Genomic DNA, 25283 nt, shown 5'->3' with positions numbered 1-25283 from the left:
GGGCGGCGGCCAGGACGCGTCGAGGATCGACGAGGCCCTCGCGGCCGTCGCCAGGGCGGTTGCGGACAGCTGATGCGGCGCGGGGTGCGGCTGGCGGTCGACCTCGGGTCGGTCCGGATCGGGGTCGCGGCGTGCGACCCGTCCGGAATACTCGCGTTCCCGTTGGAGACGGTGCGGCGGGGCGGCGGAGACGTCGGGCGGCTGGCCGCGCTCGCGACCGAGCACGAGGTGCTGGAGGTCCTGCTCGGCCTGCCGCGAGGACTGTCCGGGCGGGAGGGCGAGGCGGCCCGGATCGTCCGCGATTTCGCGGGCGGGTTGGCGGCGGCGCTGCCGTGCCCGGTGCGGTTGGTGGACGAGCGCTTGAGCACGGTGACGGCCGGCTCGCAGATGCGCGCGGCGGGCGTGAACGCCAAGAAGGGGCGCTCCGCCATCGACCAGGCCGCCGCCGTGGTGTTCCTCCAGACGGCCCTGGACTCCGAACGGGTGACCGGGGACGCGCCGGGAGAGCCTGTTCCGGTCCCGGATCTGGGATAATCAGCGGGACGTGAGTGACTACAGCCCGCAGCCGGACGCCCCCGCCGCCGACGAGCCCGTCCGGGCCTCCGACGGCGGTGCCAAGCGACCCCGCAAGCCTCACCGCCGCAGGCGGCGCAAGCAGCTGATCGCGGTTGTGATCTCGCTGCTCTTCCTCGGTGGTATCGCCACCGCGTCGACGGTCGGAATCTCGCGGGTTTACCACAAGCTCACCGAGGGCACCGCCGACTTCGAGGGCCCGCCCGGTGCGGAGAAGGTCATCCAGGTCGAGCGGGGCTCGAGCATCCGCGCGATCGGTCGGACGCTGGAAGAGGCCGGGGTGGTCCGGACCGAGGGCAGCTTCGTCGCGGCCGCGCGGGACGACTCCCGGGCCGCGACCCTGAGCCCGGGCTACTACCGGCTGAACCTGAACATGCCCGCCGACGAGGCGCTGGCCAAGATGCTCCAGCCGTCCTCACGGATCCTGGCGCGGATCGTCATCCCGGAGGGCAAGACCGTCGCGGAGACCGTGGCGAGGCTGGCCAAGGAGTCCGGCATCGACGAGGCCGACTTCACCAAGGTCCTGGCGAACCCCAAGTCCCTCGGCCTGCCGACCTGGGCCAAGAACAATCCCGAGGGCTTCCTGTTCCCGGCCACCTACGACGTCGAGCCGAATGCGACCGCCGCCTCGGTGCTCGCGCAGCTGGTCAAGCGCTTCAACCAGGCTTTGACCGACACCAACCTGGAGTCCCGCGCCGCCGCGGTCGGCAAGTCGCCGTATGAGGTGCTGACCATCGCGAGCCTGGTCCAGGCCGAGTCCAAGCTGGCCGTGGACATGCCCAAGATCGCCCGGGTGATCTACAACCGCCTGGACGACGGCATGCGCCTGCAGTTGGACACCACGGTGATCTACGCCAACGGCGGCAAGAAGTCGGTGACCACGACCGCCGAACAGCGCGCGCTCGACTCGCCGTACAACACCTACAAGATCGCAGGCCTGCCCGCCGGTCCGATCGCCTCGCCCGGGCAGGCCGCGATCGAGGCCGCCCTCGCCCCGGCCGAGGGAGACTGGATCTTCTTCGTCGCGGTCAACCCGGACACCGGCGAGACCAAGTACGGCGTCACAGCCGCGGAGCACGCCCGCAACGTCGAGGAGTTCCGGGCCTGGCTGCGCGCCAACCCCGGCCGGTGACCCATGCACCAGGCCCACCAGGCCCACCAGGGAAGAGGGCCGCGGTCCTCGGCTCGCCGATCCGGCACTCGCTCTCCCCGGTGCTGCACGCGGCCGCCTACGACGCGCTCGGCCTGGATTGGATCTACGACGCCCACGAGGTGGCGGAGGACGGCCTGGCGGCGTTCCTGGCCCGCCTGGGCGGTGATCTCCCGGGGGACTGGTGCGGGCTGTCGCTGACCATGCCGCTCAAGCGCGCGGCCATTCCGCTGTGCGCCGACCTGGACGAGGTCGCCACTGTCACGAACGCCGCGAACACCCTCACCTTCAGCGGTGGCGCGGTGCACGGCGCGAACACCGACGTGCCCGGCATGGTGAACGCCCTCGCCGCCGCAGGCGTCACCGAGGTCGGGACCGCCACTGTGCTCGGTGGAGGAGCGACGGCTGCGGCTGCGGTGGCCGCGCTGGCCCAGATCTGCACCGGGCCGGCCGAGGTGTTCGTGCGCACTCCCGAGCGGGCGGCCGAACTGCGGCCGGTCGCCGAGCACTACGGGCTCGAGCTACGGGTTCGCGCGTGGGGCGACGCCGGCCGTTCCGGAGGAGCGCTGGCCGCCCCGCTCGTCATCGCCACGACGCCCAAGGGCACCACCGACCACCTCGCCGCGGCCGTGCCCGCGGCACCGGGTGTGCTGTTCGACGTGCTGTACGACCCCTGGCCGACGCCCCTGGCGGCGGCCTGGACCGGCGCCGTGCTGGGCGGCCTCGACCTGCTCGTCCACCAAGCCGTACTCCAGGTGGAACTGATGACCCGTCAGAACGTGGACCGGCCCGCCGTCGTCACCGCGATGCTCGCGGCCGGTCTGGCCGAGCTCGGGCGCCGGTAGCGAGCAATGACTCTGGTGCCGTGGTCGGGGTATCAAGACGCTGCGATAGCCCGCCCGCGCGACCAGAGTCCGCAGGAGGGTGCGAACTCAGCCGTCGGAAAGATCAAAGTTCCCGGTCTCCCACTGGTCCCAGTCCACGTTCCAGTCCTGGTAGCGGTTCCAGATTTCGGTGAACTTCTTCGGGGAGCCGATGGTGACGACCGGGTCGCCGATGATCGTGTTGCTGAACATCCAGCGCATGTCGGACAGGCTCATGCCCACGCAGCCGTGGCTGGTATTGGCCGAGCCGATGCGGCCGTTCCAGGTCGCGTCGTGGAGGAACTCACCGGAGTTCGTCATCCGCAGCGCGTAGGACGAGCGCAGCCGGTAGTTCTCCGGGGCGTCGATCGCGTCGTTCGTCCAGATCTTGCCGAGTTCCTTGTCCATGATGACCTTGATGCCGTTGCGCGTCTCCCAGCCCGGCTTGCCGGTCGAGACGTCGACGCGCTTGATCGTCTTGCCGTTGCGGACGACGGTCAGCTCGCGGCGCTTCACGTCGACCTTGATGAACTGTTCGCGGCCGACCGTGAACGAATTCTCGCGGCGGCTGACGCCCCACTCGCCGTCGCCCAGGTCCATCCCGACCAGGTTCTCGGTGACGGTCACCTTGGTGCCGGTCGGCCAGTACTCCTTGGGCCGCCAGTGCACCTCGCGCGCGTCGATCCAGTACCAGCCGCCCTCGACCTCTTCCGAGGTCTCGACGGTCAGCGCCTGCAGCGCGGCCTCGCGGTTGACGATGTTGTGGTTGAACGCGACCACGACCGGCTGCGCGATGCCCACGGTGCTGCCGTCCGGCGGGCTGATCAGCGTGCTGCCGGTCTGGTTCTTCGCCGCCACTTGGAGGGTGCTGAACTTGCTGGTCTGGCTCACCGCCGACCCGTTCTCGCTGGTGCCGCGGGCGATCACGGTGTACTGCTCGTTCGGGGCCAGGCGGCGGCCGGCGACCCACGCGCTGCGGTCCTCGCTGAAAGCGCCAGAGATCACCGTGCCTTCGGAGTCGAAGACCTGGACCTCGTCCAGACGGCCGTAGGTGCCGTTGACCGTGACGGTGCTGTCCGGCTTCACGCCGGTGGCGTCGTAAGAGGGGTAGATCGCCAGGCCCATCGAGGAACGCGCCGAGACCGGGGCGAGCTTGTCGTCCCCGTCCCCGCACGCGGTCAGGGCCAGTACGCACGCGCCGACCAGCGCCGCCGCCCGCATCGTGTTCCGCTTCATCGTGCCCTGACCGTCCTGAACCCTCGTAGCGTCTGTCCCGCGGCGGACCCCGTGCCGCGTACCAAAGACGCCGATCCCCGCCGTGTGGTTGACCGGGTCGGCCGAACCCGACAAATGTTCCGATTTGTCGGGTTCTGTCCCCAGTATCCGCACGAATCTCCATGATCACTATGGCTGCAGTACCTGTGAATACGGAAGACACGCAAGTGACAGATGGGACGAAATTGAAGTGACCGCGAAGATCCGCTGGGAGATGGCCGCTTTGAGCGCGGTCGGGCTCGCTCTGGTCTTCTGGATCCACCTCGGTAACTCGGCCGCGCTCCCGGCCCATGTGCTCCTCGCCGGCATCGGCATCCCCCTGGCCGTCATCGACCTTCGCGAGCACCGGTTGCCGAACTGGCTGACCCTGCCTGCGTATCCGGTCGCCGGGGCGCTGCTGGGGCTGGCCGCGATCTCCGACGACGACTCCGAGCGGGCCTGGCGCTCGTTGGCCGGGATGGCGATCCTGATCGGCTTCTACGATCTGATCGCCCGGATCAACCCGGCCGGGATGGGCTACGGCGACGTCAAGTTCTCCGGCGTGCTCGGGCTCTACCTGGGCTGGGCCGGCTGGGATGCGCTCGTGGTGGGGACGCTGGCGGCCTTCGCCGCGGGGGCCGTCGTCGGCCTGGCGCTGCTCCTCACCCGGCGGGCCCAGTGGTCCTCATCGATCGCCTTCGGCCCGTTCATGCTGGCCGGAGCGGTGATCGGCATCCTGGCCGGCGCCGAGGTGGGGGACTGGTACGCGAACTGAGGCGGGCGCTCCCGACCGGCGGCACGTGGGAGAATTCCGCCCATGTTGCGCTGGCTCACCGCTGGGGAATCCCATGGCCCCGCCCTCGTCGCGATTCTGGAGGGCCTTCCCGCCGGCGTGCGCACGTCCACCAAGGAGGTGGCCGCCGAGCTCGCCCGGCGTCGGCTCGGCTACGGCCGCGGCGCCCGGATGAAGTTCGAGGCCGACGAGGTCGAGTTCCTGGGTGGGCTGCGCCACGGGAGCACCCTCGGCGGGCCGGTGGCGATCAAGGTGGGCAACACCGAGTGGCCCAAGTGGGACCGGGTGATGGCCGCCGACCCGATCGGCGCCGAGGAGCTCGAAGCCCTGGGCCAGAGCGGCCGCAGCGCCCCGCTGACCCGGCCCCGGCCCGGTCACGCCGACCTGGCCGGCATGCAGAAGTACGGCTTCGACGACGCCCGCCCGGTCCTGGAACGGGCCAGCGCGCGGGAGACCGCGGCCCGGGTCGCACTCGGTACGGTCGCCAAGGCCTTCCTGGCCCAGAGCGTGGAGGCCGTCGTGATCAGCCACGTGGTCCGGATCGGGACCGCGGCGGCCCCCGCCGGCGTGATTCCCGGCCCGGATGACTCCGAACGGGTCGACAACGACCCGGTCCGCTGCCTGGACCCGGACGCCTCCGCTGCGATGGTGGCCGAGATCGACGCCGCGAAGGCCGACGGCGACACCCTGGGCGGGGTGATCGAGGTCGTGGTGCACGGCCTGCCGCCGGGCCTGGGCTCGCACGTGCACGGCGACCGCCGACTCGACTCCCGCCTCGCCGGCGCGCTGATGGGAATCCAGGCCATCAAGGGCGTCGAGGTCGGCGACGGGTTCGAGCTGGCCGCCACCCGCGGCTCCGCCGCCCACGACGAGATCGAGACCGGTCCGGACGGGGTCCGCCGGCGCACCGGTCGCGCCGGGGGCACCGAGGGCGGCATGAGCACCGGGGAGGCCCTGCGCGTACGGGTCGCCATGAAGCCGATCTCCACCGTGCCGAAGGCGCTGGACACCGTCGACGTCCGGTCCCTGGAGCCGGCCATCGCCATCGCCCAGCGCTCGGACGCCTGCGCTGTGCCGGCCGCCGGTGTGGTCGCCGAGGCGATGGTCGCGCTGGTGCTCGCCGACGCGGTGCTGGAGAAGTTCGGTGGCGACTCGGTCGCCGAGACCGCCCGCAACGTCGCCGCCTACCGGGACGAGTTGGCCCGGCGCGGTCTCGCGTGAACGCCGGGGCAACGGAGTCAGGCGGACCGCGGGTCGTCCTGGTCGGACCGCCGGGGGCGGGCAAGTCCACGGTGGGCAAGCTGGTCGCCAAGCGACTGGCGGTGCCGCTGCGCGACACGGACGCCGATGTCGAAGCCAAGGCCGGCAAGCCGATCGCCGAGATCTTCGTCGACGACGGGGAGGCCGCCTTCCGGGCGCTGGAGAAAGACGCCGTCGCCGACGCCCTGGCCCACCACTGCGGCGTGCTCTCGCTCGGCGGTGGAGCGATCCTCGACGAAGGCATCCGCGCCCTGCTGCGCGAGCACACCGTCGTGTTCCTCGACGTGGGCCTGGCCCAGGCCAGCCGCCGGGTCGGGTTCAACCGCGACCGGCCGCTCCTGCTCGGCAATCCCCGCTCGCAACTGATGAAGCTGATGGAAGCCCGTCGGAACTTCTACCTCGAGGTGGCCACCGTGACCGTTCCTGCCGACGGCTCCGCCGGGTCGGTTGCCGACGCTGTGATCGCCGCCTTCACCCCGGCCGCGAAGGGCGCCGACTCATGAGTGACGCCACGACCATCCGCGTGGGCGGACCGGCCCCGTACGACGTGGTGGTCGGCCACGCCGTGACCCGTGAGCTGCCTGCGCTGCTCGGGTCCGGCGTCGCGCAGGTGGCCGTGATCGCCCCGGTCTCCTTGCACGACTTCGGCACTTCGGTCGGGAAGACGCTGGGCGAGGCCGGTTTCCCGGTCCGGCTGATCGAGGTCCCGGACGGCGAGGACGCCAAGACCGCCACCGTCGCCGCGGCCTGCTGGCAGGCGCTCGGCGACGCCAACTTCACCCGCTCCGACGCGATCGTCGGCGTCGGCGGCGGCGCGACCACCGACCTGGCCGGCTTCGTCGCCGCGACCTGGCTGCGCGGGGTCAAGGTCGTGCACGTGCCGACCACATTGCTGGCGATGGTCGACGCTGCGGTCGGCGGCAAGACCGGCATCAACACCGCGGCCGGCAAGAACCTCGTCGGCAGCTTCCACACCCCGGCGGGCGTGCTGTGCAGCCTGACCGCGCTGGAGACCCTGCCCGGCCCGGAGTGGGTCAGCGGCATGGCCGAGGTGGTCAAGGCCGGCTTCATCGCCGACCCGGTGATCCTGGACCTGGTCGAGTCCGACTCGGCTTCCGCGGCCGTCGCGACCGGCCCGCACACCCTTCAGCTGATCACCCGCGCCATCCAGGTCAAGGCCGACGTGGTCGCCGTCGATCTCAAGGAGACCGGGGCCGTCGGCTCGATCGGCCGGGAGATGCTCAACTACGGCCACACCCTCGGGCACGCGATCGAGAAGGTCGAGGACTACCGCTGGCGGCACGGTGAGGCGATCGCGGTCGGCATGGTGTTCGTGGCCGAGCTGGCCGCGCTGCAGGGCCGCATCCCCCATGAGCTGGTCCGCCGACACCGCAAGGTGCTCTCCGACATCGGCCTGCCGGTGAGCTACCGCGGGGACCGCTGGGAGGAACTGCACGCCGCGATGCGGGTGGACAAGAAGTCCCGCGCGGACCGGTTGCGCTTCGTCGTGCTCGACGGACTCGGCACGCCCGTGATCGCCGAGTCGCCCGCGCCGGAGGACCTGGTCGAGGCGTACAAGCGAGTGAGCGAGCGAAGCGAGTGAACAATCGAGCAGAGCAGTGCAGCGCCGAAGGCATGAGAATGGCGGCATGAGCGTCGTCTGGGTGCTGAACGGGCCGAACCTCGGCCGGCTGGGTTCGCGCGAGCCCGACGTGTACGGCTCGGTCGATTACGCCGGTCTGGTGACGGTCTGTCAGGAAACCGGCAAGGAGCTCGGCTTCGACGTCGAGGTGCGCCAGACCGACGACGAGGCCGAACTGGTCGGCTGGCTGCACGCCGCCGCCGACGACGCGATCCCGGTGGTCCTGAACCCGGCCGCGTTCACGCACTACTCCTACGCGGTGCGGGACGCGTGCGCGCAGCTGCGCGCGCCGCTGATCGAGGTGCACATCTCCAACCCGGCGACCCGGGAGTCCTTCCGGCACAACTCCGTGATCGCCGGCGTCGCCACCGGCACCATCGCCGGTTTCGGCATCAACTCGTATCGCCTGGCCCTGGCGGCCCTCGCCAGGCTCTGACGCCACGGAAAGCGTCGCGGCGAAGGCTGAGGATCAAGGGTGTGACTGGTGGTGCGACCGAATCGGCAATCCGTGTCACTTCTGTTTCAACCTTGATCCTCAGCCGACGAGAGCCCGCCGCCGTAGTCTGATTCGCATGCCGGAGATCCACGAGGCGCGCCGGGAACGGCTGCGTGCATCGATCCAGGCGGCTGACGTCGACGCGGCCCTCATCACCGACCTGGTCAACGTCCGCTACCTGACCGGGTTCACCGGCTCCAACGCAGCGCTGCTGGTCACGTCCGACACGGCCCTGCTCGCCACCGACGGTCGCTACGTGGCTCAGGCCGGCGCCCAGGCGCCCGACGTCGAGCTCGAGGTGGAGCGGGCCTGCGCGGTCGCGCTGTCCGGGCGGGCGGACAAGCTCAAGGTGCGCCGCCTCGGCTTCGAGTCCCACCACGTCACCGTCGACCTGCACGGGCAGTTGGCCGGGCAGGCCGAGCTGGTCCCGCTCGGCCCGGCCGTCGAGGAGCTGCGCACCGTCAAGGACGAGGTGGAGATCTCCGCGCTGCGGGAGGCCGCCGCCATCGCCGACGCCGCTCTCGCCGAGATCCTCGAGGGGCTGGTGATGGGCCGGACCGAGCGCCACGTCGCCCGCGAACTCGAGCGCCGGATGCTGGACAAGGGCGCGGAGGCGGCGGCTTTCGACACGATCGTGGCGGCGGGGGAGAACTCCGCGATCCCGCACCACCGGCCCACCGACCGCCGGATCGCCTACGGCGACCTGCTCAAGATCGACTTCGGCGCCCGGGTCGCCGGCTACCACTCCGACATGACCCGCACCTTCGTCGTCGGCGCCGAACCGGCGCCCTGGCAGGTCGAGCTCTACGACCTGGTGTTCGCCGCCCAGCGGGCCGGGCGGGAGGCGCTGAGGCCGGGCGTCGAGCTCACCGCGGTCGACGGCGCGGCCCGTTCCGTGGTCGAAGCCGCAGGTCACGGCCTGAACTTCAGCCACGGCCTGGGGCACGGCGTCGGCCTGCAGATCCACGAGGCGCCGCTGATCGCCGCTACATCCACGGGTAGACTGCGTGCGCTCACGCCGGTCACGATCGAGCCCGGGGTATACCTCGACGGGGTCGGCGGGATCCGCATCGAGGACACCCTGGTGGTCCGAGAACCCAGTGACGGCGGGCCTGAGCTACTGACCGTGACCACTAAAGAGCTGCTCGTCCTCGACTGACGCGGCCTGAATTCGGAGGACCGCCCCATGGCGACGACGAACGACCTGAAGAACGGTCTTGTGCTCAAGATCGACAACAACCTCTGGACCGTCATCGAGTTCCAGCACGTCAAGCCCGGCAAGGGTCCGGCCTTCGTGCGGACCAAGCTGAAGAACGTCATGTCCGGCAAGACCGTCGATAAGACGTTCAACGCCGGCATCAAGGTCGAGACCGCCTCAGTCGACAAGCGCGACATGCAGTACCTGTACAAGGACGGCGACGACTTCGTGTTCATGGACACGAGTACGTTCGAGCAGCTCAACGTCCCGGGCGCGACCGTCGGTTCGGTCGCGGACTTCATGCTGGAGAACCAGATCGCCACCGTGGCGCAGAACGAGGGCGTCGTGCTCTTCGTCGAGCTGCCGGCCTCGGTCGAGCTCCTGATCTCCTACACCGAGCCCGGCCTGCAGGGGGACCGCTCCACCGGCGGCACCAAGCCGGCCACTTTGGAGACCGGCGCCACCATCAACGTGCCGCTGTTCATCACCACCGGCGAGAAGGTCAAGGTCGACACCCGCAGTGGTGACTACCTGGGGCGCATCAACTCTTGAGCGCGCGCGGCAAGGCCCGAAAGCGCGCGGTCGACATTCTTTTTGAGGCCGAGCTCCGCGAGCGCGGGGTCCTGGAGACCCTCTCCGAGCGGGTCACCGGCAACGATCCGCCGGTGGTCGAGTACGCCCAGATCCTGGTCCAGGGCGTCACCGAGCACCGGGTCCGCATCGACGAGCTGCTGTCCACCTACTCCGTGGGCTGGACGCTGGACCGGATGCCCGCGGTGGACCGCAACGTGCTGCGGGTCGGGGTCTACGAGTTGCTCTTCGCCGACGACGTCCCGGACGCGGTCGCGGTCAGCGAAGCCGTCGAGCTGGCCCGGGAGCTGTCCACGGACGAGTCGCCGAGGTTCGTCAACGGGCTGCTCGGGCGCATCCTCGACCTCAAACCCACCCTGGCCCTGTAGCGCCTCCGGCCCCTGGTTGACACCAGGGCGTACAGTCGGGTTTGTCCCTGAGGACAAGCTGCTCCGGACCCCGGCGGCATTCGATCGGTCGATCGAACGAGCCGGAGTTCCCCATGAAATCTGCAGGCGCGCCCACCGCGCCCACGTCGCCCACCGCGGCCCCTCGCCCGCTTCCCGGTGTACCGCTCCGCCGGAACGGTCACCCTGCCGGCGAATCATCCTTTCCGCTGTTCACGGCCACCGGGTGGATCAAGGAGGGCCTCGTCGGCGTGACCGGCGTCGGTGAACTCGATCTCGCCACGGCGCCGCTCCTCACCGCCGAGGTCCGCGCGGTCTGCCGGGCCGCCCTCCCCGGGGACGTCCGGGAGTTCCTGCTGGACCTGGAAGGCGTGACGTTCCTGGACTCCACCGGGCTGCGCTGCGCGGAGCGCGCCGAGCTCGCGGCGAGGAACGGCGGTTTACACGTGCGGGTCCGTCCGCCCGCCGCCCGCGGCCCGCGGCAACTTCTCCGCCTCGCGCATCCGGCTCGCGATGACCAGGAGCTCCCGCGATGACGCGCGCACGGCACCGCGCCGCGATCCGGTTGCGCTGGCGGGCGATCTTCGGTTTGCTGCGACCCGGCCCCGCCCGGGGTGGTCATCGGGCGAGTCCAGGCCGCGCGCTGGAAGGCGCGGACCGAACTGTCGGGCACAACCCCGGCAACTAGCGCCGGGGCGCCACACGCGCGAGCGTCTCGAAGGGGGAGTGGGGCTTGGCCCCCCGGGACGAATTGCGAGCCCAGATGGGCGCGGCGATCGCGGCCGGCGACCCGGGACTCGCGGCCGCCGACCGGCTGTGCCGCGCCTGCGTCGACCTGCTGGGTGTGGACGGCGCGGCGGTGTCGATCGTCGCCGACGGAGTCATGCGGGGCACTTTCGGCGCCAGCAACGAATTGAGTCGGCGCCTCGACGAGTACCAGTTCACCTTCGGTGAGGGCCCGTGCCTGGACTCGGTTCGTACCGCGCGACCGGTCCTGGTGGGCGATCTGCAGGATCCGGAGGAAACCCGCTGGCCCGCGTACGCCGACGCGGTGCTCGGCGCCGGGGTGCGCGCCGTCTACGCCTTGCCGGTCCCGTTTGCGGACGCCCACATCGGTGCGCTGGACCTGTACCGGATCGCGCCCTGCATGCTCGGCGGCGAAGCCCTGGCCGGCGGGGTCCTCGCCGCGGAGCTGGTGGCCGGACCGCTGGTGGATCTGATGACGGCTCAGACGGCCACCGACGGCTCGCGCGGAGACGAGTTCGAGGAGGCGCAGGCCCTGTTGGGCCCGCTGAACCGGCTCGAGATCCACCAGGCCACCGGCATGGTGATGGCGCAGCTGGACGTCGGGCCGGAGGAGGCCCTGGTCCGCCTACGCGCCCACGCCTTCGCCTACGGCCTCACCGCCGCCGAGACCGCGCGCCGCATCGTGGCCCGACAGCTGAGCCTGGCCGAAGACCCCCCGGGACCGGGCGCCGCCCCTGGAGGATCGTCGTGAACGACCGCGAGCGGGCCGTCACCGAGGCGTTCGTGTCGATCGCCAACGGCTTGGTCGACGGCCACGACCTGCTGGATCTCTACCTGGGGTTGACCGCTGACTGCGCCCGGCTGCTCGACGTCGCGGAGGCGGGCCTGCTGCTCGCCGACTCGCGCGGCGTGCTGCACGTCATGGCGGCCTCGTCGGAGGGCACGCTGGCGTTGGAGCTGTTGCAGCTTCAGCGCGAGCAGGGACCGTGCCTGGACTGCTTCCGGGACGGCGTGGTCGTGGAGGTGCCGGATCTCGCCGCCGCAACGGAACGTTGGCCCGATTTCGTCCCGGCGGCCCTGGCGGCCGGCTTCTCCTCGGTGCACGCGCTGCCGATGCGGCTGCGGAACACGATCCTCGGCACTCTCGGGCTGTTCGGCGCCGAGGTGGGCACGCTGAACGAGGAGGATCTGGCTCTCGGTCAGGCCCTCGCCCACGTCGCGAGCGTGGCCCTGGTGGCCGAGCGGGCAACCGCCGACGGCAAGGCGCTCAACGCGCACCTGCAGGCAGCCCTGACGAGCCGGGTGACCCTGGAGCAGGCCAAGGGCATCCTCGCCCAGATGGGCGGCCTGGACATGGATCGGTCCTTCGCAGTGCTACGCCGCTATGCGCGCGACCACAACCTGCAGCTCGCGGACGTCGCCGCCCGGATGGTCAGCCGGGGGCTTCCGCCGGACGTCCTGCTCTCCCACGCGGCCGGCAAAGGCCTCCTGCCGTAGCGCTGCGGCCCTGGCTCGTCGCTACACGTACAGGCTAAATGTCCAGCGCGCCGCGGGCGTCGGAGCTGAGAACGCCCCAGTTGATGAGTTCCTCGGTCAGGCTGGACGGCGGCTGGTCGTAGATGACGGCCAGCGTGCGCAGGTCGTCCTGGCGGATCGAGAGCACCTTGCCGTTGTAGTCACCGCGCTGGGACTGGATGGTCGCCGCGTAGCGCATCAGCGGGCCGGCCTTCTCTGTCGGCACCTGCTGGAGCCGCTCCAGGTCGATCACCAGGCGCGGGGGCGGCTCGGCTGCCCCGCTCGGGGCCCCGCCCGGCAGCAGTTCGGCCACCGGGACGCCATAGAAGCTGGCCAACTCGGCGAGCTTCTGGACGGTCACGGCGCGGTCGCCGCGCTCGTAGGAGCCCACCACGACCGCCTTCCAGCGGCCCTTGGACTTCTCCTCGACTCCGTGCAGGGACAGGCCCTGCTGGGTGCGGATCGCGCGCAGTCGCGCACCCAACGCTTTCGCATATTCGGTGGGCACGGGCTACTCCTGGTGACGATTGAGCTTGACGGGCGATTCGAGAAACATGTAGTGCCTTCACGACCATGCGGCGGCAATTACGCGGCGTACGCAAGTGCGGCAGTGAGCGCTACAGAGTGTGACGTTACGCAGAGTGAGGTTCGGCGTCAATACGTATCACCCGATCGTGCCCTTGCAGTGGACGGCGCGGGCCCCGGCCGCTACCGGGGCTCACACTGCTAGTGTCGGCACCATCCAAGGCGTCCTTTAAAGCCCGTCCCGAGAGGCGGGCAAGGGGGTCCAGAACGGCATATGAGCGCGCCTGAGAACAGCTTCCCAGCGGGCATTCCTGATCATGGGGGTGTCCCCGCCTCGCCCGGTCGTCCGGTGCTGGAGGCCTCCGACATCCGTCGCGTTCTGACGCGTATCGCCCACGAGATCGTCGAACGCAACAAGGGCGCCGGCGACCTGGTCCTGCTCGGCATCCCGACCCGCGGCGTTCCGCTTGCCCTCCGCCTGGCGGAGCGGATCGGTGAGGTCGAGGGCGACGCGCCGCCGGCCGGGTCACTGGACGTGACGATGTACCGCGACGACCTTGCTCTGCGTCCGGCCCGCGGCCTGGGTCGTACCGACATCCCCGGCGACATCGACGACAAGGTCGTCGTGCTGGTCGACGACGTGCTGATGTCCGGGCGGACCATCCGGTCCGCGCTGGACGCGCTCAAGGACATCGGCCGGCCACGGGCGGTCCAGCTCGCCGTCCTCGTCGACCGCGGCCACCGCGAGCTACCGATCCGGGCCGACTTCGTCGGCAAGAACCTGCCGACCTCATTGTCCGAGACCGTCGCGGTCCGCGTGGAGGAGCTCGACGGGCTCGACGTCGTGATGCTGGGAGTGAAGGGGGAGCAGACATGAAGCGGCACCTGCTGTCGGCGGCCGACCTGAGCCGCGATGACGCTCTGCTCATCCTCGACACCGCCGAGGAGCTGGCCCGCCTCGCCGACCGGCCGATCAAGAAGCTGCCCACCCTGCGCGGGCGCACCGTGGTCAACCTGTTCTACGAGGACTCCACCCGGACCCGGACCTCCTTCGAGGCGGCCGCAAAACGGCTCTCCGCCGACGTCATCAACTTCGCGGCGAAGGGGTCCTCGGTCTCGAAGGGCGAGAGCCTCAAGGACACCGCGCTGACCCTGGAGGCCATGGGCGCGGATGCGGTGGTGGTTCGCCACCACGCCTCCGGCGCCCCGCACCGGCTGGCCAACTCGGGCTGGATCCGCGGCAGCGTGGTCAATGCCGGCGACGGCACCCACGAGCACCCCACCCAGGCCCTGCTCGACGCCTTCACGATGCGGCGGCGCCTCGGGTCCTTCGACGGCCGCCGGGTCACCATCGTCGGCGACATCCTGCACAGCCGGGTCGCGCGTTCGAACGTGCGCCTGCTGCACACCCTGGGCGCGCAGGTGACGTTGGTGGCGCCGCCCACGCTGCTGCCGGTCGGAGTGGCGACCTGGCCGTGCGCGGTCTCCTACGACTTGGACGCCGAGCTCCCCAAGTCCGATGTGGTGATGATGCTGCGGGTCCAGCACGAGCGGATGAACGCCGCGTTCTTCCCGAGCGCCCGCGAGTACAGCCGCCGCTACGGCCTGGACGGGCTGCGGTTCGCCGCGATGCCCGAGCACGCCATAGTGATGCACCCCGGCCCGATGAACCGCGGCATGGAGATCGCCGCCGAGGTCGCCGACTCGCCCCGGTCGACGATCGTCGAGCAGGTCACCAACGGCGTGAGCGTCCGGATGGCGGTGCTCTACCTGCTCCTCTCGGGGAGCGAATCAGCAATCGGTTCGACGGAGGAGACGTCATGAGCTCGTACCTGCTGCGGGGGGTACGGCCCCTCGGCGGGGAGCCCACCGACCTGCTGCTCGCCGACGGCCGGATCAGCGAGATCGGATGCGGCCTGAGTGCCACCGGCGCACACGTCGTGGACGCCGACGGTCTGATCGCGCTGCCCGGCCTGGTCGACCTGCACACGCACCTGCGCGAGCCCGGCCGCGAGGACGCCGAGACGGTGGAGACCGGCACGCAGGCTGCGGCGCTCGGCGGCTTCACCGCGGTGCACGCGATGGCCAACACCTCCCCGGTCGCCGACACCGCCGGCGTGGTCGAGCAGGTCTGGCGCCTGGGCCAGCAGTACGGGCACGCCGACGTCCGTCCGGTCGGCGCGGTCACCGTCGGGATCGCCGGCGAGCAACTGGCCGAGCTCGGCGCGATGGCCGACTGCCCGGCCGGGGTGCGGGTGTTCTCCGACGACGGGCACTGCGTCTCCGACGCCGTCCTGATGCGCCGCGCGCTGGAGTACGTCAAGGCCTTCGACGGGGTCATCGCGCAGCACGCGCAGGAGCCCCGGCTCACCGAGGGCGCCCAGATGAACGAGGGCGAGATGTCCGCGGTGCTCGGCCTCGGAGGCTGGCCGGCCGTCGCCGAGGAGGCGATCATCGCCCGGGACTGCCTGCTCGCCGCGCACGTCGGCTCCCGGCTGCACGTCTGCCACGTGTCGACGGCCGGCTCGGTGGAGCTGATCCGCTGGGCGAAGAGCAAGGGCTGGGACGTGACCGCCGAGGTGACGCCCCATCACCTGCTGCTCACCGACGAGTTGGTCGCCAGTTACGACCCGATCTACAAGGTGAACCCGCCGCTGCGCACGGCCGCCGATGTGGAGGCGCTGCGGGCCGGCCTGGCCGACGGCACCATCGACGCCGTCGCCACCGACCACGCCCCCCACCCGGACGAGGCCAAGGACTGTGAGTGGGCTGCGGCCGCGATGGGCATGCTCGGCCTGCAGACCGCACTCTCGGTGGTCCAGCAGGTCATGGTCGACACCGGCCTGATGAGCTGGGCCGAGGTGGCCGACCGGATGTCGACCCGCCCGGCGCGGATCGGCCGGGTGGATGGGCACGGTCGTGCCCTGGAGGTCGGGGCGCCGGCCAACGTGACGCTGATCGACCCGAGCGCCAGTTGGACCGTCGAACCCCACGCGCTGGCCTCGAAGAGCCGGAACACGCCGTACCGGACGATGACCTTGCCCGGCACCGTGTACGCGACCTTCCTGCGTGGCAATGCCACCGTGCTCGACGGGAAGTTGGCCTGATGGCCCGGCAGAATCGAAGGGGACCGGCACTGCTGGTGCTGGAGGACGGCCGGACCTTTCACGGCGAGGCCTACGGCCACGCCGGGGAGACCTTCGGCGAGGCGGTCTTCTCCACCGGCATGACGGGGTATCAGGAAACGCTGACCGACCCGAGCTACCACAAGCAGGTCGTCGTGATGACGGCCCCGCACATCGGCAACACCGGGGTGAACGACGAGGACCCGGAGTCCCGCAAGATCTGGGTCGCCGGCTACGTCGTGCGCGACCCGGCGCGGATCCCGAGCAACTGGCGCTCGGTCCGGCCGCTTGAGGACCAGCTCGACGAGTCCGGGGTCGTCGGGATCTCCGGCATCGACACCCGCGCGCTGACCCGGCACCTGCGCGACGCCGGCGCGATGCGGGTCGGGCTCTCCAGCTCCGAGACCGACCCGGTCGCCCTGCACGCCCGGGTCCTCGCGAGCCCGAGCATGCTCGGCGCCGACCTGGCCAAGGAGGTCTCCACCCCCGAGCCCTACGTGGTCCCGGCGATCGGGCCGAAGCGCTTCACCGTGGTGGCCGTCGACCTCGGGATCAAGGCGATGACCCCGCACCGGATGGCCCAGCGCGGCATCGAGGTGCACGTGGTGCCCGCGACCTGCACGGCGGCCGACGTTCTCGCCCTCGACGCGGACGGGGTGTTCCTGTCGAACGGCCCGGGCGACCCCGGCGTCGCGGACTACGCGGTGGACATCGCGAGGGGAGTGCTGGACGCCCGGGTGCCGCTGTTCGGCATCTGCTTCGGCAACCAGATCCTCGGCCGGGCTCTCGGCTTCGGCACCTACAAGCTGCGCTTCGGCCACCGCGGCATCAACCAGCCGGTGATCGACCGCATCACCGGCAAGGTCGAGATCACCGCGCACAACCACGGCTTCGCCGTGGACGCGCCGCGCGACCGGATCTCGGACACTCCGTACGGCCGGGCCGAGGTCAGCCACGTCTGCCTCAACGACGACGTCGTCGAAGGCGTGCGCTGCCTGGACGTGCCGGCCTTCTCCGTCCAGTACCACCCGGAGGCGGCAGCCGGTCCGCACGACGCCGCCTATCTGTTCGACCGGTTCACCGAGTTGATGAGCAGCAAGAACGGACGTGCGCATGCCTCGGCGTGAGGACATCAGGTCGGTCCTGGTGATCGGCTCCGGCCCGATCGTCATCGGCCAGGCGGCCGAGTTCGACTACTCGGGCACGCAGGCGTGCCGTGTCCTGCGGTCCGAAGGCCTGCGGGTTTCGCTGATCAACTCCAACCCGGCCACGATCATGACCGACCCGGACATCGCGGACGCCACCTACATCGAGCCGATCACCCCGGAGATGGTCCGCAAGGTGATCGAGCGGGAACGCCCGGACGCCCTGCTGGCGACCCTCGGCGGGCAGACCGCGCTGAACGCGGCGATGGCCCTGCACGAGGCCGGCGTCCTGGAGGAGTTCGACGTCGAGCTGATCGGCGCGAACGTGGACGCGATCGAGGCGGGGGAGAACCGCGAGAAGTTCAAGAAGATCGTCGCCGACATCGGGGCGGAGAGCGCGCGCTCCGCGATCTGCCACACGATGGACGACTGCCTCAAGGCCGTCGCCGACCTCGGCTATCCGGTCGTGGTGCGCCCGTCCTTCACCATGGGCGGCTCCGGCTCCGGGATGGCCTACGACGAGACCGACCTCAAGCGCATCGCCGGCGCCGGCCTGACGGCCAGTTCCGACCTGCAGGCCGGGCGCGCGCCCGAGGTCCTGATCGAGGAGTCGATCCTCGGCTGGAAGGAGTACGAGCTCGAGCTGATGCGCGACCGCAAGGACAACGTGGTCGTGATCTGCTCGATCGAGAACCTCGACCCGATGGGCGTGCACACCGGCGACTCCATCACCGTGGCGCCGGCGCTGACCCTGACCGACCGTGAGTACCAGCGCCTGCGGGACATCTCGATCGATGTCATCCGCGCGGTCGGCGTCGACACCGGCGGCTGCAACATCCAGTTCGCGGTCGAGCCGAGCACCGGCCGGATCATCGTCATCGAGATGAACCCGCGGGTCTCGCGCTCCTCGGCGTTGGCGTCGAAGGCCACCGGGTTCCCGATCGCCAAGATCGCCGCCCGGCTCGCGATCGGCTACACCCTCGACGAGATCCGCAACGACATCACCCAGGTCACGCCGGCCAGCTTCGAGCCGACCCTGGACTACGTGGTGGTCAAGGTGCCGCGATTCGCGTTCGAGAAGTTCCCGCAGGCCGACGCCCGCCTGACCACGCACATGAAGAGCGTCGGTGAGGCGATGGCCATCGGCCGCAACTTCACCGAGGCGCTGCAGAAGGCGCTGCGTTCGCTGGAGAAGCGCGACGCCACCCTGACCTGGGCGGGGGAGCCGGGCGACAAGGGAGCGCTGCTGACGAAGGTGGCCACGCCTTACGACGGCCGGCTGCGCGACGTAGCCGGCGCGATCCGGGCCGGGGCCACCGTCGAGGAACTCTTCGACGCCACCAAGATCGATCCCTGGTTCCTCGACCAGCTGCTGCTGCTGCACGAGGTGGCGACCGAGCTGCTGGAGGCCGAGCAGCTCTACCCGGACCTGCTGCGCCTGGCCAAGCGCCACGGCTTTTCCGACGCGCAGATCTCCGAGATCCGGCGCATCCCGGAGCCGGTGGTCCGCGGCGTGCGGCACGCCCTCGGCATCCGGCCGGTCTACAAGACCGTCGACACCTGCGCGGGAGAGTTCGAGGCGCACACCCCGTACCACTACTCCTCCTACGACGAGGAGACCGAGGTGAGGCCGGGTCAGAAACCGAAGGTCATCATCCTCGGCTCCGGGCCGAACCGGATCGGGCAGGGCGTCGAGTTCGACTACTCCTGCGTGCACGCCTCCTTCGCGCTGCGCGACGCCGGCTACGAGACCGTGATGGTCAACTGCAACCCCGAGACCGTCTCCACCGACTACGACACCTCCGACCGGCTCTACTTCGAGCCGCTCACCCTCGAGGACGTGCTCGAGGTCGTGCACGCCGAGCAGCAGGCCGGCGAGGTCGTCGGCGTGGTCGTCCAGCTCGGTGGGCAGACCCCACTGGGCCTGGCCCAGGCGCTCAAGAACGAAGGCGTCCCGATCGTCGGCACCTCACCGGAGGCGATCCACCTCGCCGAGGACCGCGGAGCGTTCGGCCGGGTGCTCGCCAAGGAGCAGCTGACCGCGCCGAAGTGGGGGACCGCGTTCTCCTTCTCCGAGTCCAAGGCGATCGCCGACGAGGTCGGTTACCCGGTCCTGGTCCGCCCGTCCTACGTCCTCGGCGGACGCGGCATGGAGATCGTCTACAGCGAGGAGATGCTCGCCGACTACATCTCCCGCGCCACCGAGATCACCGCGGACCGACCGGTCCTGGTCGACCGCTTCCTCGACGACGCGGTGGAGATCGACGTCGACGCGCTCTACGACGGGACCGAGCTCTACCTCGGCGGGGTCATGGAGCACATCGAGGAGGCCGGCATCCACTCCGGCGACTCGGCCTGCGTGCTGCCCCCGATCACCCTGGGCAATTCCGACATCGCGCGGATCCGGACCTCGACCGAGGCGATCGCCCGCGGCGTCGGTGTACGCGGTCTGCTCAACGTGCAGTACGCGATCGCCGCCGACGTGCTCTACGTCCTGGAGGCGAATCCGCGGGCCTCGCGCACGGTGCCGTTCGTGTCCAAGGCGACTGCGGTCCCGCTGGCCAAGGCGGCGGCCCGGGTGATGCTCGGCGCCACCATCGCCGACCTGCGCGCCGAGGGGATCCTGCCGCCGAGGGGCGACTGCGCCGACCTGCCCTACGACGCGCCGGTGGCGGTGAAGGAGGCGGTGATGCCCTTCAACCGGTTTCGTACCGCCGACGGCACCCACGTCGACACCATCCTCGGCCCGGAGATGCGCTCCACCGGTGAGGTGATGGGCATCGACACCACCTTCGGCACCGCGTTCGCCAAGTCGCAGGCCGGCGCCTACGGATCGCTGCCGACCAAGGGCGCGGCGTTCGTCTCGGTCGCCAACCGGGACAAACGCTCGATGGTGTTCCCGGTCAAGCGGCTCTACGACCTCGGCTTCGAGATCCTCGCCACCGGCGGCACCGCGGACGTCCTGCGCCGCAACGGGGTCCCGGCCACCGTGGTGCGCAAGGGCCACCACGGCCCCGGCCCGGCCACCGCCCAGTGGCCGGACGGCGAGCCGACGATTGTGACGCGCATTCAGAACGGCGAGATCGCGCTCATCGTGAACACGCCTTTCGGGGTGGGTTCGCGGGTGGACGGCTGGGACATCCGGACCGCGGCGGTCGGCTCGAACACCCTGTGCGTGACGACCGTGCCCGGCCTCGGTGCGGCGGTGCAGGGCATCGAGGCCCTGCTGGCCGGCAACATCGAGGTGCGTCCACTGCAGGAGTACGCCGCCGCCCTGTGGGCCACCCGCCGATGACCACTCGCTGCGGATGTCATCCGTTGTGTGGGGTGGCCGCCTGATGCGGTCGGCGTACACCGCGCTCACCCGCAAGGCGCTGTTCGCCTCCGGCGGCGGCGACCCGGAAGCGGCGCACCACCGCACGATCCGGATCCTCGAGCAGGCCGGCGACAGTCCGCGCCGGCGGGCCGCGCTGGCGAAGCTGCCGCGGCCGTCGGCACCGACCACGCTGTTCGGGATCCGCTTCCCGAACCCGGTCGGGCTGGCCGCCGGCATGGACAAGGACGCGGTCGCGATCCCGGCCTGGGGGGCGCTCGGGTTCGGCTTCGTCGAGGTCGGCACCGTCACCTGGCACCCGCAGCCGGGCAACCCGGCGCCGCGGCTGTTCCGGCTGGTGGAGTCCGAGGCGATCATCAACCGGATGGGCTTCAACAACCGCGGTGCGCAGGCCATGGCGGCCCGGCTGGCGGCGCTCGGCCCGGCGCCGGTCCCGGTCGGGATCAGCCTCGGCAAGTCCAAGGTGACCCCGGTCTCCGGCGCGACCGAGGACTACCTGAACTCGCTCAAGGTGCTGCTGCCCTACGCGGACTACATCGCGGTCAACGTCAGCTCGCCGAACACCCCGGGCCTGCGTTCACTGCAGGACCGGTCCGCGCTGGACGAGTTGCTCAGCGCTCTGCGCGGGCACACCGTGGCCGCGGCCGGGCCGGGCGGGCCGGTGCCGCTACTGGTGAAGATCGCGCCCGACCTGACCGATGACGCGGTGGCCGAGGTGATCGAGGTCTGCGCAACTCGCGGGGTGGCCGGCATCATCGCCACCAACACCACGATCAGCCGCGGCGGGCTGGCCCCGTCGGACCTTTCCCGGGCCGGCGAGGCCGGCGGCCTGTCTGGGCGCCCGGTGCACGCGATGGCGGTCCGCACCGTGGCCTTCGTCGTCAAGGAAGCCGGTGACGCGCTCCCGGTGATCGGCGTCGGCGGCATCCTCGACCCTGACGACGCGCAGCGGATGTTCGACGCCGGGGCCCGCCTAGTGCAGCTCTACACCGGCTTCGTCTACGGCGGCCCTGGCCTGGTCCGCCGGATCGCCCGGGCGGGCGCGGCCCACCGGTAGCCGGGCTGACGTTCTCAGCGCGTTCTCATCCGGCCCAGGCAGGATGGTGCAGGTGCGCGTGCTGCTGGTGGAGGACGACAGGCGGATGGCCGCCGCCATGACCCGCGCGATGCGCGGCGCCGGGGTCGTCGTCGATGTCGCCGGGACCGGCGACGAGGCGCTGTGGATGGTGCGGGCGGCGAGCTATGACGCCATGGTGCTCGATCTGATGCTGCCCGACATCGACGGCGTCGAGACGTGCCGGCTGCTGCGCCGGGACGGGATCTGGGTGCCGGTGATCATGGTGACCGCGCGGGACGCGATCGCCGACCGGGTCGCCGGCCTCGACGCCGGTGCAGACGACTACCTGACCAAGCCGTTCTCCCTGGCTGAACTGCTCGCCCGGCTGCGGGCCCTGGCGCGGCGCGATCCGGTGGAGCGCCCGCCCGTGCTGGTCGTCGGGGACCTCCGGCTCGACCCCGCCGCCCGGGCGGTGACGCGGGGGGACGCGGCGATCGAGCTGTCGGCGCGGGAGTACGCGTTGTTGGAGGCGTTCATGCGCCGGCCCGGGCACGTGCTCAGCCAGCTCCAGCTGCTCGACGCGGCCTGGGATTTCGCCTACGAGCACCGCTCGAACGTGGTCGAAGTGTACGTGCGCTACCTGCGGGAGAAGATCGACCGGCCGTTCGGTGTGCGTTCCCTGGAGACGGTGCGGGGAATCGGCTACCGGCTGCGCGTGGACGGTGGGCGCTGAACCGGCTGCCGATCCGGGTCAGGCTCACCGTGGCCTTCGGGGCGGCGATGTTGCTGGTGCTCGGTGCCGCGGCGGCGTTCGTCTACCTGCGGTTGCGCCTCGACCTCGACGACCGGGTGGATGCGAGCCTGCGCTCGCGGGTCGCCGCGGCGGCCGACACCGGGCGGACGCCCACGCTGGCGGGGGTGGCGCTGGAGGATCCGGAGGAGTCCTTCGCGCAACTGATCTCACCCGCCGGGCAGGTGCTGGCCACGGTCGGCACGCTGCGGGGTCCGGCCCTGACGGGCGCTCAGACCGTCGCGGCAGGAACGCGGCCGTTGTGGGCAGAGGCGGACCTGCCCGGCGTGGACGGGCGCGTCCGCCTGCTGGCCCGATCGCCCACGAGCGGCCTGCGCTCGGAGCCCTCGGCGGTCGTGGTCGTCGTCGGACAGTCGCTGAGGGACCGGGACGAGGCGCTGGCCGGCGTCGTGACCTCGTTCGCCCTCGGCGGCTCGGTCGCGCTCGTCCTCGCTTCAGGGATCGGTTACCTGCTGGCGACCGCGGGCCTCGCCCCGGTCGAGGCGATGCGCCGCCGGGCCCGGGAGGTGTCCCTACTCGAGGGGGACGAGGGCCTGCCCCTGCCCGCTGCCCGGGACGAGATCCGCCGGCTCGGCGAGACGCTCAACGAGATGCTGGCCCGGCTGCGCGGCGCCTACGAGCGGGAGAGCCGGTTCGTCGCCGACGCCAGCCACGAGCTGCGCACCCCGATCGCGATCATCAAGACCGAGCTCGAGGGTGCGCTTCAGGCGGGTGACTGCCCGGAGGTGGTACGCGTGGCCCTCGGGGCGGCGGTGGAGGAGTGCGATCGCCTTGCCCAGCTGGCGGAGGACCTGCTCGTGGTCGCACGGGCCGCGGACGGGCAGTTGCCGGTTCGTGCTGAATACCTCGGTGCGGACCGCCTGCTGGCGGGGCTCCGGGACCGGTTCGCCGACCGGGCCGAGCGGGACGGCCGGGTGATTCGGACCGAGGCCGAGGACGGGTTGCTGGTGTGGGCCGACCCGCTGCGGATGAGGCAGGTGCTGGGCAACCTCGTGGACAACGCGCTGCGCCACGGCGATGGCGAGATCACCGTGGTCGCGCGCCAGGTGAGCGGGGGCGTCGAGATCGACGTCGCGGACTGCGGGCCGGGGTTTCCGGCCGAGTTCGTACCGCGGGCCTTCGAACGATTCGCCCGCGGGGATCGGGCCCGCTCCAGCGACGGCGTCGGGCTCGGCCTGGCCATCGTCGCCGCCGTCGCGTCCGCGCATGGCGGGGCGGCGTCCCTGGTCGAGGGCCCGCGCACCGTCGTGCGGATCCGGATCCCCAACGCGAGCTGACGCCCCGTCACTCCAGATGCCTCCGCGGGTTCCTGGCGTGGCTCATCTTCTTCTCAGATCCGCTTCCTACGGTGCCCGTGGCCGGCTCGACGGGAGCGCGGCGGTAGAGAGGAATCGACATGACGATCGTGACGAGCAAAAGGCCGGCGGCGCTCCTGGCCGCGACCGCGCTCGCGATCACGGGGTGCGCCGCGGCCGGGGCCGCCAGGTCCGACACTGCACCGAGCGCAACGAGCGGGACCGACGCGGCGGTGGGCACGACCGTGGAGTGGCCGGTCACCCGGTGCGGCACCTACAGCGGCACCGGGTGCGCGCCCACCGAACGCCGGGTGGACACCGTGCGCCCGACGTTCTCCAACCCGACCCGGATCACCAACCCGCTGTTCCCGATCGCCGGGCTGGACTCGGTCGTTCTGCTCGGGACCGTGGACGGCAAGCCGTTCCGGTCCGAGACCACGCTGATTCCCGGCGAGCACTCGGTCACGGTGGACGGCGTTGCGATTCCGGTGGCGGTGTCGCAGTACACCGCCTACCTGGACGGCCGGCTCGACGAGGTCGCGATCGACCGCTACGCCCAGGCCGACGACGGAGCGGTGTGGTACCTCGGCGAGGACGTCTACGACTACCGCAAGGGCACCGTCACGATCACCGAGGGCAGCTGGCTGGCCGGTCGCGACGGCCCCCCGGCCATGATCATGCCCGCGGTCCCCTCGCCCGGTCAGGTGTTCCGGCCAGAGAACATCACCGGCGTGGTGTTCGAAGAGGTCGAGGTGGTCGACGTCGGCAAGACGGTCGCCGGCCCCCGCGGCCCGCTCGAGGGTGCGGTGACCATGCGGGAGCTGCACCTGGACGGGTCCTACTCGGACAAGGTCTTCGCCCCCGGCTACGGCGAGTTCGACACCAGCTCCGACGGCGACACCGAGGCGCTTGCCCTGGCGATGCCGACCGACCGGATCGACGAGCTGGTGCCGGCCGCGCTGCGGCTGGTCTCGACCAGCGCCTGGGGGATCCTGGAGAACGTGCGCCTGGCGGACTGGGAGGCGGCGAACCCGACCCTGCGCAGGGTGGAGGCGCTGTGGCGCGGGCTCGCGGCGAAGAATTACCCGCCGCGGGTCGCCACCACGATGACCCGGGCGCTCGCGGACCTCAAGGGCGCGGTAGCCGGCGAGAACACCCGGGCCGCGTCCCAGGCTGCGGTCGACCTCGCGCAGTCGGCGCTGGACCTCGAATTGCTCTACCTCGGCACTGCGGAGCTCGACCGGTTCCACCTGCACGCCCAGCAGCTGCGGGTACATGCCGCCGCGAAAGACACGGCCGGGGTGTGCGGGGAGGTGGCGGTGCTCGAGTGGATCCGTGCCCGGCTGGCCGGATTCGTCTCCGAAGAGCGCCTGACCGCCCTCGATGTCGCCCTGCGCGGGCTGCGGGGAGCATCCGATGCGGGGAACGTCGCCTCCGCTGCCGATCAGGCGGCGCGGGCGGCGGCCGAGCTGCGCGGTTGACCCGCACCGGCCGGACGATGCCGGCGTCGCCCGCCCCTGGCC

The 25283-nt window shown here is 71.1% G+C and carries 25 protein-coding genes; 23 read left to right on the top strand and 2 right to left on the bottom strand.

Features of this window, described 5'->3' with window-relative positions:
• The first annotated feature begins 72 nt into the window (after positions 1-72).
• Genes ruvX through H0X00_RS06355 form a run of 3 tightly spaced genes read left to right on the top strand, consistent with a single transcriptional unit; the run spans position 73 to position 2568 of the window.
• The gene (gene ruvX, locus H0X00_RS06365; protein WP_293768193.1) at positions 73-534 is read left to right on the top strand and encodes a Holliday junction resolvase RuvX; all 462 of its coding nucleotides are present in this window, start codon (positions 73-75) and stop codon (positions 532-534) included.
• Between the two features lie 10 nt (positions 535-544).
• Positions 545-1705 (top strand): endolytic transglycosylase MltG, encoded by a 1161-nt coding sequence (gene mltG / locus H0X00_RS06360; protein WP_293768190.1) that lies wholly within the window; start codon positions 545-547, stop codon positions 1703-1705.
• Positions 1702-2568: a shikimate dehydrogenase gene (locus tag H0X00_RS06355; RefSeq protein ID WP_293768188.1), complete on the top strand. Its 867-nt coding sequence runs from the start codon at positions 1702-1704 to the stop codon at positions 2566-2568. Before mltG ends, H0X00_RS06355 begins: the two co-directional genes overlap by 4 nt.
• An 87-nt stretch (positions 2569-2655) precedes the next feature.
• On the opposite strand, the gene H0X00_RS06350 is transcribed toward H0X00_RS06355, so the two are convergent.
• The gene (locus H0X00_RS06350; RefSeq protein WP_293768186.1) at positions 2656-3822 is read right to left on the bottom strand and encodes an Ig-like domain-containing protein; all 1167 of its coding nucleotides are present in this window, start codon (positions 3820-3822) and stop codon (positions 2656-2658) included.
• A 229-nt stretch (positions 3823-4051) separates the two neighbouring features.
• Between H0X00_RS06350 and H0X00_RS06345 the strand changes: the two genes are divergently transcribed.
• The 11 genes from H0X00_RS06345 to H0X00_RS06295 all read left to right on the top strand — a co-directional run bounded on the left by H0X00_RS06345 (position 4052) and on the right by H0X00_RS06295 (position 12450).
• Positions 4052-4615 (top strand): A24 family peptidase, encoded by a 564-nt coding sequence (locus H0X00_RS06345; RefSeq protein ID WP_293768183.1) that lies wholly within the window; start codon positions 4052-4054, stop codon positions 4613-4615.
• 42 nt (positions 4616-4657) lie between these two features.
• Positions 4658-5854, top strand: coding sequence for a chorismate synthase (gene aroC / locus H0X00_RS06340; protein ID WP_293768180.1), 1197 nt, complete (start codon positions 4658-4660; stop codon positions 5852-5854).
• The gene (locus H0X00_RS06335) at positions 5851-6396 is read left to right on the top strand and encodes a shikimate kinase (RefSeq protein ID WP_293768178.1); all 546 of its coding nucleotides are present in this window, start codon (positions 5851-5853) and stop codon (positions 6394-6396) included. Before aroC ends, H0X00_RS06335 begins: the two co-directional genes overlap by 4 nt.
• A complete protein-coding gene (gene aroB / locus H0X00_RS06330; RefSeq protein ID WP_293768176.1) occupies positions 6393-7496 on the top strand; it encodes a 3-dehydroquinate synthase in 1104 nt (367 codons plus the stop codon). The genes H0X00_RS06335 and aroB overlap by 4 nt, the downstream gene beginning before the upstream one ends.
• Before the next feature lie 46 nt (positions 7497-7542).
• Entirely contained in the window at positions 7543-7971 is a 429-nt protein-coding gene (gene aroQ / locus H0X00_RS06325) for a type II 3-dehydroquinate dehydratase (RefSeq protein ID WP_293768174.1), read from the top strand.
• A gap of 136 nt (positions 7972-8107) precedes the next feature.
• Positions 8108-9190 (top strand): Xaa-Pro peptidase family protein, encoded by a 1083-nt coding sequence (locus H0X00_RS06320; protein WP_293768171.1) that lies wholly within the window; start codon positions 8108-8110, stop codon positions 9188-9190.
• A gap of 27 nt (positions 9191-9217) precedes the next feature.
• The gene (efp, locus tag H0X00_RS06315) at positions 9218-9781 is read left to right on the top strand and encodes an elongation factor P (RefSeq protein WP_293768169.1); all 564 of its coding nucleotides are present in this window, start codon (positions 9218-9220) and stop codon (positions 9779-9781) included.
• Positions 9778-10188 carry a transcription antitermination factor NusB gene (gene nusB / locus H0X00_RS06310; RefSeq protein ID WP_293768166.1) on the top strand — a complete coding sequence of 137 codons (411 nt, stop codon included), beginning with the start codon at positions 9778-9780 and terminating at the stop codon, positions 10186-10188. Before efp ends, nusB begins: the two co-directional genes overlap by 4 nt.
• Before the next feature lie 269 nt (positions 10189-10457).
• Positions 10458-10742, top strand: a complete 285-nt coding sequence (locus tag H0X00_RS06305; RefSeq protein WP_293768164.1) for an STAS domain-containing protein — start codon at positions 10458-10460, stop codon at positions 10740-10742.
• 197 nt (positions 10743-10939) lie between these two features.
• On the top strand, positions 10940-11704 hold the full coding sequence (locus H0X00_RS06300) for a GAF and ANTAR domain-containing protein (RefSeq protein ID WP_293768162.1): 765 nt from the start codon (positions 10940-10942) through the stop codon (positions 11702-11704).
• Entirely contained in the window at positions 11701-12450 is a 750-nt protein-coding gene (locus tag H0X00_RS06295) for a GAF and ANTAR domain-containing protein (RefSeq protein WP_293768160.1), read from the top strand. Before H0X00_RS06300 ends, H0X00_RS06295 begins: the two co-directional genes overlap by 4 nt.
• 34 nt (positions 12451-12484) lie before the next feature.
• On the opposite strand, the gene H0X00_RS06290 is transcribed toward H0X00_RS06295, so the two are convergent.
• Positions 12485-12976, bottom strand: a complete 492-nt coding sequence (locus H0X00_RS06290; protein WP_293768158.1) for a transcriptional regulator — start codon at positions 12974-12976, stop codon at positions 12485-12487.
• A gap of 366 nt (positions 12977-13342) precedes the next feature.
• Between H0X00_RS06290 and pyrR the strand changes: the two genes are divergently transcribed.
• From pyrR to H0X00_RS06245, 9 genes are all read left to right on the top strand, one after another.
• The gene (gene pyrR, locus H0X00_RS06285) at positions 13343-13870 is read left to right on the top strand and encodes a bifunctional pyr operon transcriptional regulator/uracil phosphoribosyltransferase PyrR (protein ID WP_293768156.1); all 528 of its coding nucleotides are present in this window, start codon (positions 13343-13345) and stop codon (positions 13868-13870) included.
• The gene (locus tag H0X00_RS06280) at positions 13867-14817 is read left to right on the top strand and encodes an aspartate carbamoyltransferase catalytic subunit (protein WP_293768154.1); all 951 of its coding nucleotides are present in this window, start codon (positions 13867-13869) and stop codon (positions 14815-14817) included. Before pyrR ends, H0X00_RS06280 begins: the two co-directional genes overlap by 4 nt.
• A complete protein-coding gene (locus H0X00_RS06275) occupies positions 14814-16100 on the top strand; it encodes a dihydroorotase (RefSeq protein WP_293768151.1) in 1287 nt (428 codons plus the stop codon). The genes H0X00_RS06280 and H0X00_RS06275 overlap by 4 nt, the downstream gene beginning before the upstream one ends.
• The gene (carA, locus tag H0X00_RS06270; protein WP_293768148.1) at positions 16100-17245 is read left to right on the top strand and encodes a glutamine-hydrolyzing carbamoyl-phosphate synthase small subunit; all 1146 of its coding nucleotides are present in this window, start codon (positions 16100-16102) and stop codon (positions 17243-17245) included. The genes H0X00_RS06275 and carA overlap by 1 nt, the downstream gene beginning before the upstream one ends.
• On the top strand, positions 17232-20558 hold the full coding sequence (gene carB, locus H0X00_RS06265; protein ID WP_293768146.1) for a carbamoyl-phosphate synthase large subunit: 3327 nt from the start codon (positions 17232-17234) through the stop codon (positions 20556-20558). Before carA ends, carB begins: the two co-directional genes overlap by 14 nt.
• 13 nt (positions 20559-20571) lie before the next feature.
• The gene (locus H0X00_RS06260) at positions 20572-21654 is read left to right on the top strand and encodes a quinone-dependent dihydroorotate dehydrogenase (RefSeq protein ID WP_293768144.1); all 1083 of its coding nucleotides are present in this window, start codon (positions 20572-20574) and stop codon (positions 21652-21654) included.
• Between the two features lie 43 nt (positions 21655-21697).
• Entirely contained in the window at positions 21698-22387 is a 690-nt protein-coding gene (locus H0X00_RS06255) for a response regulator transcription factor (protein ID WP_367186458.1), read from the top strand.
• Between the two features lie 29 nt (positions 22388-22416).
• Positions 22417-23742 (top strand): ATP-binding protein, encoded by a 1326-nt coding sequence (locus tag H0X00_RS06250; RefSeq protein ID WP_293768139.1) that lies wholly within the window; start codon positions 22417-22419, stop codon positions 23740-23742.
• Between the two features lie 119 nt (positions 23743-23861).
• Entirely contained in the window at positions 23862-25241 is a 1380-nt protein-coding gene (locus tag H0X00_RS06245) for a hypothetical protein (RefSeq protein ID WP_293768137.1), read from the top strand.
• The last annotated feature ends 42 nt before the right edge of the window (positions 25242-25283 follow it).

The organism is Sporichthya sp., from assembly GCF_013815995.1.
In the GTDB taxonomy this organism is placed as follows: domain Bacteria; phylum Actinomycetota; class Actinomycetes; order Sporichthyales; family Sporichthyaceae; genus Sporichthya.
This window is presented reverse-complemented; position numbering and strand designations above follow the sequence as displayed.